The sequence below is a fragment of the Flavobacterium sp. JP2137 genome (assembly GCF_050562195.1).
Taxonomy (GTDB): domain Bacteria; phylum Bacteroidota; class Bacteroidia; order Flavobacteriales; family Flavobacteriaceae; genus Flavobacterium.
The window spans coordinates 3,557,598-3,573,109 of sequence record NZ_CP191647.1 but is presented as its reverse complement, the minus strand read 5'-3'; the positions used below and the strand labels follow the sequence as shown (position 1 = coordinate 3,573,109).

The 15,512-nt window shown below is 42.5% G+C and carries 10 protein-coding genes; 5 read left to right on the top strand and 5 right to left on the bottom strand.

Translation table 11 applies throughout. The features are described 5' to 3' along the window. Positions 1-781: 781 nt before the first annotated feature. Both carB and rpmH read right to left on the bottom strand, forming a co-directional pair. Complete coding sequence (gene carB, locus ACQZ43_RS15770; RefSeq protein WP_430613655.1) at positions 782-3,634, bottom strand: carbamoyl-phosphate synthase large subunit; 2,853 nt, start codon at positions 3,632-3,634, stop codon at positions 782-784. Between the two features lie 136 nt (positions 3,635-3,770). Continuing rightward, positions 3,771-3,932 carry a 50S ribosomal protein L34 gene (rpmH, locus tag ACQZ43_RS15765; RefSeq protein WP_007136275.1) on the bottom strand — a complete coding sequence of 54 codons (162 nt, stop codon included), beginning with the start codon at positions 3,930-3,932 and terminating at the stop codon, positions 3,771-3,773. Positions 3,933-4,393: 461 nt separating this feature from the next. Here rpmH and ACQZ43_RS15760 point away from each other — a divergent pair, with 461 nt between their 5' ends. Both ACQZ43_RS15760 and ACQZ43_RS15755 read left to right on the top strand, forming a co-directional pair. Continuing rightward, on the top strand, positions 4,394-6,499 hold the full coding sequence (locus tag ACQZ43_RS15760) for an LTA synthase family protein (RefSeq protein ID WP_430613652.1): 2,106 nt from the start codon (positions 4,394-4,396) through the stop codon (positions 6,497-6,499). A gap of 132 nt (positions 6,500-6,631) precedes the next feature. Further along, positions 6,632-7,147: a DUF2892 domain-containing protein gene (locus ACQZ43_RS15755; RefSeq protein ID WP_430613650.1), complete on the top strand. Its 516-nt coding sequence runs from the start codon at positions 6,632-6,634 to the stop codon at positions 7,145-7,147. A 1,034-nt stretch (positions 7,148-8,181) separates the two neighbouring features. Here the strand turns inward: ACQZ43_RS15755 and ACQZ43_RS15750 are convergent. Both ACQZ43_RS15750 and ACQZ43_RS15745 read right to left on the bottom strand, forming a co-directional pair. Further along, positions 8,182-9,078 (bottom strand): lytic transglycosylase domain-containing protein, encoded by an 897-nt coding sequence (locus ACQZ43_RS15750; protein ID WP_430613648.1) that lies wholly within the window; start codon positions 9,076-9,078, stop codon positions 8,182-8,184. Continuing rightward, positions 9,062-9,739 carry an alpha/beta fold hydrolase gene (locus ACQZ43_RS15745; protein ID WP_430613647.1) on the bottom strand — a complete coding sequence of 226 codons (678 nt, stop codon included), beginning with the start codon at positions 9,737-9,739 and terminating at the stop codon, positions 9,062-9,064. Before ACQZ43_RS15745 ends, ACQZ43_RS15750 begins: the two co-directional genes overlap by 17 nt. Before the next feature lie 232 nt (positions 9,740-9,971). On the opposite strand from ACQZ43_RS15745, the gene ACQZ43_RS15740 reads away from it, so the two are divergent. Next, positions 9,972-10,253, top strand: coding sequence for a GNAT family N-acetyltransferase (locus ACQZ43_RS15740; RefSeq protein ID WP_430613645.1), 282 nt, complete (start codon positions 9,972-9,974; stop codon positions 10,251-10,253). Between the two features lie 135 nt (positions 10,254-10,388). On the opposite strand, the gene mtaB is transcribed toward ACQZ43_RS15740, so the two are convergent. Further along, on the bottom strand, positions 10,389-11,723 hold the full coding sequence (mtaB, locus tag ACQZ43_RS15735; protein ID WP_430613644.1) for a tRNA (N(6)-L-threonylcarbamoyladenosine(37)-C(2))-methylthiotransferase MtaB: 1,335 nt from the start codon (positions 11,721-11,723) through the stop codon (positions 10,389-10,391). Between the two features lie 92 nt (positions 11,724-11,815). Between mtaB and ACQZ43_RS15730 the strand changes: the two genes are divergently transcribed. Together ACQZ43_RS15730 and ACQZ43_RS15725 are read left to right on the top strand one after the other, a co-directional pair. Further along, complete coding sequence (locus tag ACQZ43_RS15730) at positions 11,816-13,417, top strand: ABC transporter substrate-binding protein (protein WP_430613643.1); 1,602 nt, start codon at positions 11,816-11,818, stop codon at positions 13,415-13,417. Between the two features lie 145 nt (positions 13,418-13,562). Further along, entirely contained in the window at positions 13,563-15,419 is a 1,857-nt protein-coding gene (locus tag ACQZ43_RS15725; RefSeq protein ID WP_430613642.1) for an ABC-F family ATP-binding cassette domain-containing protein, read from the top strand. Positions 15,420-15,512: the final 93 nt, after the last annotated feature.

The following is a 15,512-nucleotide window of genomic DNA, read 5'->3' as shown; positions in this document are numbered from 1 at the left end:
GCATCCGCAAATGAATGCATCTGCTTTTCGTTCGTTTTCGTTAGGTATGGCGGGTTTTAAATTAAATAAGTACTGATTTCGCATCCTCCGAACCCAAGGCGCATCAGTGAATCCGCAAATGGACGAATCCGCTTTCAGTCATACACTTCAATTTCCGAATTAAAAAAGTACCCCTCTCACATCCTCCGCATCCAAGGCAAATCCGCGCATCAACGAATGGACGCATCAGCGAATGGACGCATCCGCTTTCAGCCATACACTTCAATTTCCGAATTAGATAAGTACCCCTCTCACACCCTCCGAAATCAAGGCAAATCCGCGCATCAGCGAATGGACGAATCCGCGCATGAACGCATCCGCAAATGGACGCATCCGCTTTCATCCATACACTTCAATTTCCGAATTAAAAAAGTACTCCTCTCACATCCTCCGAATCCAAGGCGAATCAACGCATCCGCGAATGGACGAATCCGCGCATGAACGCATCCGCAAATGGACGCATCCGCTTTCATCCATACACTTCAATTTCCGAATTAAAAAAGTACCCCTCTCACATCCTCCGAACCCAAGGCAAATCAACGCATCAACGAATCAAAGCATCCGCTTTTAACTATTTTCCGCAAGTCATTTCAATTCCGAATTAAAAAAGTACAACTCTCACATCTTCCGCGATCCAAGGCGAATCAACGCATCAGCGAATGAACGCATCCGCGCATCGACGCATCCGCAAATAAAAAAGGTCGCATCTTTCGAGGCGACCTTTTTATTGAATGGAATAATATTATCTGCTTAAGTACATTTTGCGTCTCGAATAGATTTCGTAAAACTGATCGTCTTTGAGGTCGTCTATAAACAAGATGCTTTCTCCTGTGGATTTCATCTCGGGGCCTAGTGCTTTATTGACATTTCTAAATTTGTCAAAAGAGAATACCGGGCTTTTGATGGCATATCCTTTTAATTGTGGATTAAAATTGAAGTCGGTTACTTTTTTATGACCGAGCATTACTTTAGTAGCATAGTTTACATACGGTTCTCCGTAGGCTTTTGCAATAAAAGGAACGGTTCTCGACGCTCTAGGGTTGGCTTCAATAATATACACGATATCGTCTTTAATCGCAAACTGTATGTTGATTAAACCCACGGTTTTTAATGCGATAGCGATTTTATGTGTGTGGTCTTTGATCTGTTGTAAAACAAATTCTCCCAAGTTAAATGGAGGCAACATGGCGTGGCTGTCACCGGAGTGTACACCACAAGGCTCAATGTGTTCCATAATACCGATAATGTATACGTTTTCACCGTCGCAAATAGCATCTGCTTCCGCTTCGATGGCACCGTCTAAATAATGGTCTAAAAGGAGCTTATTTCCAGGAATGGAGTTGAGCAAGTCGATTACGTGTTCTTCCAGTTCCTTTTTGTTGATAACGATCTTCATTCCTTGGCCTCCCAACACATAAGAAGGGCGTACCAATAATGGGAAGTCTAAGCTATCGGCCAATTCCAAAGCTTGATCGGCGGTTTGCGCGATACCAAATTGAGGAAAAGGAATTTTTAATTCTTCAAGTAGGGCAGAGAATCTACCGCGATCTTCGGCTAAATCCAACGCGTCAAAACTAGTTCCGATAATCTTAATGCCGTTGCGCTCTAATTTTTCGGCTAGTTTTAAAGCCGTCTGACCTCCGAGTTGTACAATAACACCTTCGGGTTTTTCATGGCGAATGATGTCGTAAATATGCTCCCAGAATACCGGTTCGAAGTACAATTTGTTCGAAGTGTCAAAATCGGTGGATACCGTTTCGGGATTACAGTTGATCATGATGGTTTCGTATCCGCATTCTTCTGCGGCCAAAACACCGTGAACACAAGAGTAATCAAATTCGATTCCCTGTCCGATTCGGTTGGGTCCAGAGCCCAAAACTATGATTTTCTTTTTGTCGGAAACGATGCTCTCATTGGCCACATATCTCGTGCCGTCTGGTTTTTCGATTTCCGCTTCAAAAGTCGAGTAGTAATACGGAGTTTTTGCTGGAAATTCAGCAGCACAGGTATCTACGAGTTTAAATATGCGGTTGACCTTCATCTCGTCGCGTAAAGCGTGTACTTTACTCTCCAAGGTGTTGAGCATGTGTGCGATTTGGCGGTCGGCAAATCCCTTTTGTTTTGCCTCTAAGAGCAATTCTTTAGGCAGGGTGTCGATCGCGTATTTGGAAACTTCTTTTTCCAATAAATAGAGCTCTTCGTATTGCTTTAAGAACCACATGTCAATTTTGGTGATTTCGTGGATTCTGCTCAACGGTATACCGTGTTGGATGGCATCGTAGATTACGAATACGCGATCCCAGCTGGCATGAGTCAATTTATCGATGATTTGGTCGTAGTTGGTATAACCCTTTCCGTCGGCACCCAAACCGTTTCTCTTGATCTCGAGCGACTGTGTGGCTTTGTGTAGGGCTTCTTGGAACGAACGTCCAATTCCCATCACTTCCCCTACAGATTTCATCTGAAGACCTAAGGTGCGGTCGGCTCCTTCGAATTTGTCAAAATTCCAACGAGGTATTTTTACAATCACATAATCCAGGGTCGGCTCAAATAAAGCGGAAGTCGATTTGGTGATTTGATTTTGCAATTCGTCTAGGGAGTATCCCAAGGCTAGTTTGGTCGCAATTTTGGCGATCGGGTATCCGGTTGCTTTAGAAGCTAAGGCAGAAGAACGCGATACGCGGGGGTTGATTTCAATGGCGACAATGTCTTCTTTTTCGTCGGGAGATACCGCGAATTGAACGTTACATCCTCCGGCAAAATTCCCGATACTGCGCATCATCTTGATCGATAGGTCGCGCATTCTCTGAAAGGTTCTATCGGATAAGGTCATCGCTGGTGCTACGGTTATACTATCGCCCGTGTGGATGCCCATAGGGTCCATGTTTTCGATGGTACAAATGATGACTACGTTATCATTTTTGTCGCGCAACAATTCCAATTCGTATTCTTTCCATCCGAGTAGCGCTTTGTCGATAAGCACTTCGTGAATAGGAGATGCTTCGAGTCCACGAGTCAATAGGTCGTCAAAATCCTCGGCTTTGTGTACAAAGGCGGCACCGGTACCACCTAGGGTAAACGACGGACGTATCACTAGGGGGAAACCAAATTCCTGAGCGATTTCTTTTCCTTCGAGAAAAGAAGTTGCCGTTTTGGCCGGAGCAGTAGGAACGTCGATTCGCTGAAGTAATTGTTTGAATTGCTCGCGGTCTTCCGTGATGTTAATCGCGTTGATGTCAACACCAATTAAACGCACGTCAAAATCCTTCCAAATCCCTTTTTCATCGGCTTCTAAACACAGGTTCAATGCGGTTTGCCCACCCATGGTTGGCAGTACAGCATCGATTTCCGGGTGCTCTTTTAAAATCTCGATTAACGATTTTGTAGTTAGGGGTTTTAGATAAATATGGTCCGCCATGGAGGGGTCGGTCATAATCGTAGCTGGATTCGAATTGATCAAAATAACTTTGATTCCCTCTTCTCTTAACGAGCGAGCGGATTGAGATCCAGAATAGTCAAACTCACAAGCTTGACCAATAACAATTGGTCCGGAACCAATTATTAAAACGGTTTTGATAGTTGTATCTTTAGGCATTTCAATGATGTGTGTTGCGTTGGTTGTTGTAAAAGTACCCTTTAAACCAGTATAAGATCAATGTAGGGCAAAAAAATGTATAAAAAAAGGCGTTACGAATAAATAGTAACACCTTTAGGTATGTTTTAGAAAAACATTATTTTTTATGTCTTGGTTCGCAAGAAACAGTCAATTTGTGTCTTCCTTTGGCTCTTCTACGAGCTAACACTTTTCTTCCGTTAGCACTAGCCATTCTGTCCATGAAACCATGTTTGTTTCTTCTTTTTCTTTTCGATGGTTGAAACGTTCTCTTACTCATTGCTTTTATTTTTAAATCTTAAAATTTTACAAAATTTCAGCTTTGAAAGTCAGTCACCTCAAAACCGAGTGCAAATATACAAAGTCTTTTGTCTCTTACAAATCCTTTTGCATAAATATTTAATTTTATTTTCTAGTCGCTTGATGGGCTTGTCAAGGGAAGGGTTGTTTTAACTTTTAAAGTGCTTAACTGTTAACGGTATAGGCGATATAATTGTTTTTTACATGCCAATCGGATAAAAACAAAGCCGATATGAGTTTTGTGAAAGCCTGTGGTAAAACCGCGTTGAAAGGAACAAATTGCATAAAATCAATCCCTTCTATACTCGGTAATCGGTCACTCAAAAAAAGCGGTTTAGATTTCTAGAAGGGGGAGGGATTTAAATAATATATTTTTTTTGTCGGGTTTGGAGTGGTTTGTTTAGGTAATTATTACTTTTGCTGCAATTAAAACAGCTTTTAATGACTCAGTGCGAAGTTGTATTGGGGGCGATTAGGGGTAAAAGAAAATTATTTGCAATTATGAATATCAATCTGTTTAAGTCATTAATACAGTTGCTGTCGAAGAGTTTTTTGTTTTTCGCGGTTCTCTTTTTAGTCAGCAGAATCGTTTTTATGTTGAGTTATGGGAACTACGGAGAGCTTTGGGATAATTATTCCGATGTGTTCGCGGCATTCCTAATGGGAGAGCGATTTGATGTTTCGGTTATTTGCTATGGTTTTTTACCGCTGATATTGGGAACTGTAATCGGTTTGTTTGTACCTCAAACCAAGGGATTGAGGTATTTTCGGGCTTTTGGTCTATTTGCCAAATACTACCTCTTGCTGCCGTTATTGCTGTTTACTACAATTTTGTTGATCGATTATTTTTTCTATCAATTTTTCCAATCGCACATCAACGTATTGTTCTTCGGTATTTTTAAAGACGATACCCAGGCGGTTCTCAATTCGGTTTGGAAGGATTATCCGATTTTTAGCATCGTGGTGATTTACGTGGTTGCAGTGGTGGCTTATCTGTTTTTTGCTTCCAAGATGTACCGCGCCGCGCTTTCGCGCTGGACGGTATCCCGTGCCAAAACCAATTGGTTGTACCTGTTGGTGTTGCCGTTGTTTTTTATTGGACTAAGGGGCAGTGTCGGTTTGTTTACCCTGAGGCGCGACCATACCAATGTCTCTCCCGTAGCCTTTATCAATGCCTTGAGTTATAACGGAATCTTCGCTATTAAATTTGCGAAGTCCGAACTGAATACCAATAGTTTTGCCGCGGATATCCAAGCGGAACTGGCAGCCAATTCTTTTTTAAACTTGGAACAGGCCTATGCGGACTACCGTCCCCAGGCTATCGACAGCTTTGACAATGCGTTTCTGGCGCGAACGGCTCACAGCGAGTTCTTGGAAAAGAATCCGCCCAATGTGGTGTTTGTCATGATGGAGAGCATGAGTTACCACTATTTTCAATTGCACTCTAAAGAACTCAATCTGCTCGGAGATTTGGAGACCGAATTGCCCTATCTCTATCAGTTTGATCGTGCGTTGTCGTCCTTTAACGGTACGATTTACTCCTTGGAAAACTTGACGATCAACACCCCTAAAAACATCATTTCCCAATCGGAGTATTTCGATGTGAATTATTCGTCCTCTGTGGCGAAGCCCTATAAGGAAAAGGGATATGAGACCTCGTTTGTGTCGGGGGCCAACACCTCTTGGCGCAATGTGGATAACTTTTTGTTGCACCAGTATTTCGACAGCATTCAGGGAAAGGCACATATTTTAAAGCGCTATCCGAATGCAGAAGAATTCGCTTGGGGGGCTCACGACGAATACCTCTTCGATTTTATAGCGGAAAAGCTAAAGAAAAAGACGGCGAAACCGCAGTTTATATTTGCGCTGACCATTAGCAATCACACGCCTTACGAAATTCCAACACACTATAAAAAATACCCGATTCACCTGAGCGATTCCTTAAGAGCGGCCATTAGGGTAGAGCCGGAATTGGCTTACGACAATTTTGCAGCGCATCAATATGCCGCCTCTCAGTTGGCAAAGCTAATCCGTGAAATTCGCCAATCGCCATTGGGGAAAAACACCATTGTCGTTGCTACGGGAGATCACAACATTCGACAGGTGTTTGAATACAACGAGCAAACCTCTTTTTTAAAGCGCAGTGTTCCTATTCTGATGTATGTACCCGATGCGTATAAACCCGCTGCCTATGACCGCACTGTCTTGGCTTCGCACAAAGATATTTTTCCGACCTTGTTTAACTTGAGTTTGTCCGATCAGTCCTATGTGTATTCGGGCGATAACTTATTCAGCGCCAAAAAGGGGTATCGATTTGCGATAAACGAGTACAATTACATGGCCGATTCGATCGGGGCAATTTTTTACGACAACGATAAAATGTATTATTACCAATGGGCAGACCGCAGTAGAAAGGCTTTAAAAGGCAGCGATCCCCTAGGTGAGCACGCCCTGTATATGAACAGGAAATTCAAGGCCTATAAAATGTTGCAAACCGCTAAGATCTACGAGGATATCGAAAGGTATAAAAAGAATAAAAAATCCTAGCGTAGGGGTGGTAAATTGGGTCTCGGACAAATTGTGTAGACCGCGGTGGATTATTAGTGCTTTCTGTTTCTTTGTGCTTCCGTCATCCGCAGATTTTTATTACCTTTGTAATCTTAAAAATAATTTTTTATTATGTTTCACAGAAATATCAAGTTAATTATTGCGGGATTGATCTTTGCAGTAGCTATTTGGCAATTTACAGAGAGCAATATTGGAAACGGTATTTTCTTAATTTTTATCGCGTTGATTTTTATCTTGCTGTACTTTAAGAACGAGTTTATACTCTTGGCGTTCGTAAAGCTGAGAAAGCAAGATTTTGAAGGCGCTCAAAAATGGTTGAGTTATATCAAGAACCCAGATACCGCTTTGATTAGAAAGCAAAATGGATATTATAATTACCTACAGGGAATCATGGTTTCTCAAACCAATTTAAACGCTGCGGAGAAGTACTTAAAAAGAGCTTTGGAGTTGGGTTTAAACATGGATCAGGACAAGGCGATGACCAAGCTTCAATTGGCCGGTATAGCCATGACGAAAAGGAGAAAGGTGGAGGCGACGAAGTTGTTGGGCGAGGCTAAAAAATTAGACAAGCAAAACATGCTAAAAGATCAGATCAAGATGATGAAAGATCAGATGAAAAAGATCTAAGCGATTTTATAAAAATACAAAGAGGCTGTCTCAAAAGGACAGCCTCTTTGTATTTTAGGATCTTTTCTATAAGAAAATAAGCGGATTCGTTGATGCGCGGATGCGCTGATTCGCTTTGTGGTGAATTTTAAATGCCTACTTTTTTAATTCGGAAACTACGATACTTTACGTAAACTGGCGAAGACGCAACAAAAGGCAGATTCGTCCATTCGCGGATGCGCTGATTCGCTTGGGGTTGTGGTAAATTTCAGATGAGTACTTTTTTAATTCGGAAACTGTGATACTTTACATAAACTGGTTCATACGCGAAAAAGCAACAATTTGAAAAGGCCTACTATTTTAATTCGAAAACTATGATACTTTGCATAAACTGGCGAATACGCGAATAAGCAAATCCGCGAATAAGCAACAAAAGGCTGATTCGCTTGGGGTTGTGGTGAATTCTAAATGAGTACTTTTTTAATTCGGAAACTGCGATACTTTACGTAAACTGGCAAATCCGCGAATACGCAACAAAAAGCTGATTCGCTTGGGGTTGTGGTGAATTTTAAATGAGTACTTTTTTAATTCGGAAACTGCGATACTTTACGTAAACTGGCGAATATGCGAATTGGCAAATCCGCGAATTGGCAAATCCGCGAATACGCAAATCCGCGAATAAGCAACAAAAGGCTGATTCGCATGGGGTTGTGATTAATTCTAAATGAGTACTTTTTTAATTCGGAAACTGCGATACTTTACGTAAACTGGCAAATCCGCGAATACGCAACAAAAAGCTGATTCGCTTGAGGTTGTGGTGAATTCTAAATGAGTACTTTTTTAATTCGGAAACTACGATACTTTACGTAAACTGGCAAATCCGCGAATACGCAACAAAAGGCTGATTCGCTTGAGGTTGTGATGAATTTTAAATGAGTACTTTTTTAATTCGAAAACTGGGATACTTTACATAAACTGGCGAATACGCGAATACGCAAATCCACGGATAAGCAAAAAAAGGCCGTCTCGCGTTAAGAGACAGCCTTTTTTTGGTTTTAATAACCTTCGGTCGGAATTTCTACGGTGTATTCCTTGAGCGGAGTCACCACCAATTTGGTGTCTCTCATCCAAGGGTTGTGCAGTTTGAGTATTTTGTAGTTAATGCCTTGTTCTTTGGCAAACAGCGCCAGGTCGTTAATATCGGTATTGACTGTCACTTTTTTGGTTTTTATCGGTTGGTACAGCGTGGACTCGGGGAGGGCATATCCGTATTTTTCCGCATTTTGCATGATTTCCTTTAGGGCTAAGATACGGAATACGTATCTCGAGGTTTCCTCGGTGAGCAAAAGGTCGTAATAGTCGGATACCTGCTGAGCGGTGAGTTGATTGCTCACGCCGGCCATACCGCGGTTGTACGAAGCTGCGGCTAAGGTCCAGGTGCCAAATCGGCTCTTGGCTCTTTTAAAGTACTCACAAGCCGCCTCTGTGGCCTTCACCACGTCGTAGCGCTCGTCTACATAGTCTGTAACCTCCATGTTGAATTCCTTGGCCGTAGCGGGCATAAATTGCCAAAATCCGCGTGCTCCCGCAGAGGAGACCACATTGGCCAAGCCGCTTTCGATAACGGCCAAGTATTTGAAATCGTCTGGAATGCCGTTTTTCTTTAAAATGGGTTCAATCAATGGAAAATATCGATTGGCCCTTTTGATCGCTAGGGTAGTAGAGGAGTGCAGATTGATGTTGACAATCAGCTCTCGGTCCAAGCGCTCTTTGACATCGACGATGTTTAAAGGCGCTCTTTCACCGGCAAAGTTGATGTTGTTGGGCAAATACACGTGATTTCTAACATCGACGCTGTTTTTGTTGGTTCCCGTAGCGGTTCCGTAGATAAAGCTGCTGCCGAGAACTACTACAGCTCCGACGAGTAAAGAATTTTTAATCCAGTTGTTCATAGGTCTCATTGAGTATAATATGGCTTAAGTGTTTGTTAAACCACTGGTGTTTATAGATAATCATTGCATGTGTACCTCCCTTGACCACTATGGCTTGGTGTATGTGTTGAACGGGGAATACTTCGTCTTGGTCGCCGTGTATGTGAATCACCGTGGCATCGGCCTGATTGCGGTTCCACTTGATGACGTTCTCAAACGCCCAGTCCAAGTATTTCGGGTCGCGAATCGATAGGTACTGTTGGTATAGGTTGAGCTTTTTTTTCTGTTTGGCGCTTCCGAATTTAGCCAGGGTACCCTCGATTTCACTGAGCCAATTCGTCGGAAACAATTTATAAATTTTTGTCGATTTTGCCAACTTTATTCGCAACGGAAATTCGCGGTTGGAACGCACGCTGGAAATGATAATCGTTTTTAGGGTGGGCATGACCTTGGTGAGTTCCTGTACGATTATACCGCCAAACGACACGCCGATTAAAACCGGGTTTTCATGGTGAATTAATGCGGCAATTCGAGCGGTATACTCCGTTAAAGTTTCTTTGTCTATCGGGCTTAACCATTCCAGGTAAAAAATTTCAAAGCGCTCCTCGGGCAAGTGAATCTTCTCGAAAATTTTGGAACTAGCAGCCATTCCCGGCATAAAATAAACGGGTATTTTGTTCATTATAAATAAATTAACTTTTAAAAGGAGGGGATTGTCAAATAAAATTACGAAATTTGTTCTAAATATAAGCTATTGTAGGCGCTATTTACGCAAGGGAAAGATTAAATCTTTCTTAAATATCGGCGGTTTTGTTAGGATTACATTAAGGATTGCCTCGGGCAATATCCAATCTTTTAATGGCATCGATATGGAGCGTCTACTCCGGTTACAAAACACACAAAAAACAATTATAATGGAAATTAAAAACAATGAGCTCTTACGCCAATTTGAGCTGCAAACTGAAAACGGTATGCTTAGCGTAGAGTATTCCCTTCAGGAAAGAAAGATTTTTCTGACCAAACTCAAAGGCTGGGAAAATGATGTACAAGAACAAAGCACCGTTTTGATTAAAGGTGTCTTGTCGCTTGCGGAAAAAAACAAGTGGCGTGTAGTTCCTACACACCCAAAAATTGTATCCTTTTTTAGAAGTAATCCCTCTTATAAAGAATTATTACCTCCGGGAATCAGGATTTAAATTTTATGTAACACACAACAATAACTTTAGAAAAAACGGATTTTGCCTAGACAAAATCCGTTTTTTGTTTTATATATGCTGACCTGTTTTACGCCGTTGCAGGGAGCGTTTTTAGACTGTTCAGTCAAAACTTAACTAGAGGTAAGCCGGTTGTTCGATAAACGCCATGCGCACGATACCGTCCTCGTCGATTTTCGTCAGGCTTACTTGATGAAGCGTATTGACCAATTCCGGATTCCACGGGGTTTTGACCTTGACGTAGTTCTCGGTAAAACCTTGGATATAGCCCTCTCTGTTTTCGCTTTCGAACAGCACGGTTTTGGTTTGTCCCAATTGACTTTCGTAAAAAGCACGGCGCTTTTTAACCGATAAACCGCGCAGCATTTTACTTCTTTTGTGGCGTACATTCATCGCAACGGGATGTTCCATTAAAACCGCTTCCGTATTGTCGCGCTCTGAATAGGTAAATACGTGCAGGTAGGAGATGTCTAATTGGTTTAAAAAATTAAAAGTCTCCAAAAACAGCTCTTCCGTTTCGCCGGGAAAACCGACGATAACATCCACACCTATACAGGCGTTGGGCATGACTTCCCGAATTTTATCGACGCGTTCCGTATAGAGTTCACTCATATAGCGGCGTTTCATCTTTTTGAGTATCTCATTGCTTCCCGATTGCAAGGGAATGTGAAAATGCGGCACGAAAGTGCGGCTTTTCGACACAAAGTCGATCGTTTCATTTTTGAGCAAATTCGGCTCAATCGAAGAAATGCGCAGTCGCTCAATCCCTTCCACTTGGTCCAGAGCCTGTACCAAATCTAGAAAAGTGTGCTCGTGTTTTTTATTGCCAAATTCGCCCTTGCCGTAATCGCCTATATTAACACCGGTCAATACGATTTCCTTGATGTTCTGCTCCGAGATCTCCTTGGCGTTTTTCAAAACGCTTTCCATGGTGTCGCTTCTGGAAATTCCGCGCGCCAATGGAATGGTGCAATAGGTGCATTTGTAATCGCAACCGTCCTGTACTTTTAAAAAGGCACGGGTACGATCTCCAATGGAGTAGCTGCCCACATAAAAATCGGCCTCTTCGATTTCACACGAGTGTACCTCGCCCAAATCATTTTTGGTCAAATCATGCAGGTAATCGGTAATCTTAAATTTTTCGGTAGCGCCCAAGACCAAATCCACCCCGTCTACAGCGGCGAGTTCTTCGGGTTTCAATTGCGCATAACAACCCACGGCAGCAATAAAGGCTTTGTCGTTCTTCTTTAAGGCCTTTTTGACAATTTGTTTAAACTGTTTGTCGGCGTTTTCCGTGACCGAACAGGTATTGATGACATAGATATCGGCGGCTTCTTCGAAATCGACCCGATCAAAACCCTCTGTAGTAAAGTTTCGAGCAATGGTTGAGGTTTCGGAGAAGTTGAGTTTGCAACCCAAAGTATAAAAAGCTACTTTTTTTCTGTTTTCCATAGTTGTAAGCTACTCGTTAAATGGTAACTTTGAATTATATTTACTTTTTAAAAATAAAAAGGTCTGCAAATTTACATACAAAAATCCATTTGATGAAATCATTAACGCTTTATATATCAATAATTTGTATACTTTTGGCGCTGCAATCCTGTCGGAAAAACGCCAATTCAAATTCCGATCATTTGGTTTTTCGCTATAATGAAAGCGCTAATATCCAGACTTTAGACCCGGCGTTTTCTCGTAATCAAGCCATTTTATGGCCGTGTAATCAACTTTTTAATGGTCTAGTACAGCTCGATGATTCCCTGGCCATCCAACCGGATATCGCCAAGTCGTGGTCCTTGGATTCCACGGGCAAAACCTACCGCTTTATATTGCGCAACGACGTGTATTTTCACGCCCATATCAATTTTGGCAAAGACAGTACCCGTGCCGTAGTTGCCAGTGATTTCACCTACAGCTTTGACCGCTTACTCGCGGCCAAAACCGCTTCACCCGGCGCCTGGATCTTGCAAAAAGTAGCCCGATATACCGCGGTGAATGACAGCGTTTTTCAAGTGGAACTCAAAGAACCCTTTCCCGCTTTTTTGGGCTTGCTCTCCATGAAATACGCTTCGGTGGTGCCGCGCGAAATCCTCGAAGACAACCAGCACGACTTTCGGTCGCATCCCATAGGAACCGGCCCGTTTTACTTCAAGTTTTGGGAGGAGAACATCAAATTGGTATTGCGAAAAAACAAGCGCTATTTCGAAAGAGATCAGCAGGGTAACGCCCTGCCGTATCTGGAATCGGTAGCCATTACTTTTTTACCCGATAAACAGAGCGCCTTTTTGCAATTTATACAGGGCAAACTCGACTTTATCTCCGGACTAGATCCCTCGTATACCGATGAGATCCTTACCGACGAGGGACAATTGCAAGAAAAATATCAAGACCGAATTCAATTGGTCACAGGACCCTACCTCAATACGGAATACCTGGGCTTTAACTTAGAAACTCCCGACGCGGCTATTGGCGATAAGCGCATCCGAATGGCTTTAAACCTGGGCTTTGATCGACATAAGATGTTGTTGTATTTGCGCAACGGCATGGGCTCGGCTCGTGTTAAGGGCATTATACCCGAGGGATTAGCGGGTTACAAGGCCGATAACGGCGTTGTTTATAATCCGATTGAAGCCAAGGCATTGGTGCGCGATTTTGTCCGCGAAACCGGCGTGAAACCGGTATTGACCTTGTCGACCAATGCCTCCTATATCGATATCGCAGAGTACCTGCAACGCGAATGGCAAAAAATCGGTGTCGAAGTGCGGGTAGACGTTTCGCCTCCTGCCACCTTACGACAGGGAATTGCCACGGGAAAAGTAGCTTTCTTTAGGGGGAGCTGGATCGCGGATTATCCCGATGCCGAAAACTATTTATCCCTGTTTTACTCCCACAACAAAGCGCCCAACGGACCCAATTACACCCGCTACGACAATCCGGATTTTGACCGGGCTTACCGCGCCTCTTTTTCCGAGACCAAGCCCGAAAAACGCGCCCTCTTATACGGACAAATGGATGAATTCCTTTACCGCGACGTGCCGGTTATCGTGTTGTTTTACGATCGCGTAGCGCGTTTTTCTCAAAAAAACGTCTCCGGACTGGGAATCAATCCGATGAACGCCCTACAGCTCAAACGGGTTAAAAAGGATTAGTAAGCCCGCAGTAAGCACAAAACCGTGCACGACTGAGCCGATAAACGACCGCTTTTGGGCGAAAAACAGGCTCAAACACCCAAATAGAAGCTGCGATTCTCTTTATGAGAAATAAAAGCCTATTTTTGTAAAAAAGAAATTACCTGTGAATTATTTATCAGTAGAAAACTTATCTAAATCTTACGGAGCAAGGACCTTGTTCGAAGATTTGTCCTTTGGAATTAACAAAGATCAAAAAATTGCTTTTGTAGCCAAAAACGGTTCTGGGAAAACCTCCATCTTAAAAATCATTACCGGCGAAGATACCCCAGACACCGGTCAAGTAGTGATTAGAAAGGGAATCCGAATGGCCTTCCTGTCTCAGGAGCCCAGCCTACAAGATGAATTATCGATAGAAGAGAGTATTTTCGCATCGGACAATGAAATTTTAACGGTAATATCGGCCTACGAAAAAGCCTTGGAAAATCCTGAAGACGAAGTTGCCTATCAAAAGGCCTTCGAACAGATGGATATGCACAATGCCTGGGATTTCGAAACCCAGTACAAGCAAATTTTGTTTAAACTGAAGTTGGAAGACCTCAAGTTAAAGGTGAAAAACCTCTCTGGTGGTCAGAAAAAGCGTTTGGCCTTGGCTATTATATTGATTAACAGACCGGATTTGCTGATTTTGGATGAGCCGACCAACCACTTGGATCTGGAAATGATCGAATGGTTGGAGAATTATTTCGCCAAGGAAAACATCACCCTGTTTATGGTAACGCACGACCGCTTCTTTTTAGAGCGTGTGTGCAACGAAATCATCGAATTGGAAAACGGTAAATTATACCAATACAAAGGAAACTACTCGTACTACTTAGAGAAAAAGGAAGAGCGCATAGCTGCGGAAAACGCCAGTATCGACAAGGCGCAAAACCTATTTGTAAAAGAACTGGATTGGATGCGTAGACAGCCCAAAGCCAGAACGACCAAATCCAAATCACGTCAAGACGATTTTTACGTGATCAAGGAAAAGGCCAGCAGCAGAAGAAAAGAACACAAGGTGGAATTGGAGATCAACATGGAGCGCATCGGCAGCAATGTCATCGAACTGATCAAGGTTTCCAAGAGCTTTGGCGATAAAAAAGTACTCGATAATTTCTCTTACAATTTCAACAAAGGAGAGCGCATAGGAATTATCGGAAAAAACGGTACGGGAAAATCGACGTTTTTAAATATGATTACCCAAACTATTTTACCGGATAAAGGTAAGATTACCGTTGGAGAAACAATCAAAATAGGGTATTACACCCAAAGTGGTATTCAGCCCAAACCCGGACAAAAGGTGATTGAAATCATCAAGGAATTTGGCGAATACATTCCGCTTTCTAAAGGGCGTATGATTTCTGCAGCTCAGCTGTTGGAACGCTTTTTATTCGACAGAAAGAGACAATACGACTTCGTAGAAAAATTGAGTGGGGGAGAGTTAAAGCGTTTGTACCTGTGTACCGTTTTGATTCAAAACCCGAACTTCTTAATTCTCGATGAGCCGACCAACGATTTGGACATCGTAACGCTAAACGTCTTGGAGAGTTTCCTGTTGGATTATCCCGGTTGTTTGTTAGTGGTTTCCCACGACCGTTATTTTATGGATAAAATCGTCGATCACTTGTTTGTCTTTAGAGGAGAAGGTCAAGTGGAAGATTTCCCAGGTAACTATTCCGACTTTAGAAGTTATGAAGACAGTGCCGAACCGACCAAGGAAGAACCCAAGGAAAAAGTAAATTGGAAAGAAGCCCAGAAAAAGGTGGGACTCACTTTTCAAGAGCAAAAGGAATTCCAGAAAATCGAGCGTGAAATCAAGGAATTGGAGCAAAAGAAAATCGAGATAGAAACCCTTTTTGCCGAGGGAAAAGTAACCGATGAGGCATCGATTCAAAAGAAAGCCAGCGAGTTAAAAAGCATTTTAAAGAAGATGGAAACCAAAGAAGAACGTTGGTTTGAACTTTCTGCCAAAAATGAATAAACCGGCCGAACAGCTATAAAAATAAATTTAAAATCCGCAATACAGCCTGAGGTTGTTTTGCGGATTTTTTTGTATCTTTTAGTTAGAGACGCA

Excerpts from the sequence above, each read along its gene's own strand:
- ACQZ43_RS15755 (WP_430613650.1), top strand. The coding sequence starts at position 6,632 with ATGTTTCACAGAAATATCAAGTTAATTATTGCGGGATTGATCTTTGCA.
- ACQZ43_RS15760 (WP_430613652.1), top strand. The coding sequence starts at position 4,394 with ATGACTCAGTGCGAAGTTGTATTGGGGGCGATTAGGGGTAAAAGAAAA.
- carB (WP_430613655.1), bottom strand. The coding sequence starts at position 3,634 with ATGCCTAAAGATACAACTATCAAAACCGTTTTAATAATTGGTTCCGGA.
- ACQZ43_RS15745 (WP_430613647.1), bottom strand. The coding sequence starts at position 9,739 with ATGAACAAAATACCCGTTTATTTTATGCCGGGAATGGCTGCTAGTTCC.
- mtaB (WP_430613644.1), bottom strand. The coding sequence starts at position 11,723 with ATGGAAAACAGAAAAAAAGTAGCTTTTTATACTTTGGGTTGCAAACTC.
- rpmH (WP_007136275.1), bottom strand. The coding sequence starts at position 3,932 with ATGAGTAAGAGAACGTTTCAACCATCGAAAAGAAAAAGAAGAAACAAA.
- ACQZ43_RS15730 (WP_430613643.1), top strand. The coding sequence starts at position 11,816 with ATGAAATCATTAACGCTTTATATATCAATAATTTGTATACTTTTGGCG.
- ACQZ43_RS15740 (WP_430613645.1), top strand. The coding sequence starts at position 9,972 with ATGGAAATTAAAAACAATGAGCTCTTACGCCAATTTGAGCTGCAAACT.
- ACQZ43_RS15750 (WP_430613648.1), bottom strand. The coding sequence starts at position 9,078 with ATGAACAACTGGATTAAAAATTCTTTACTCGTCGGAGCTGTAGTAGTT.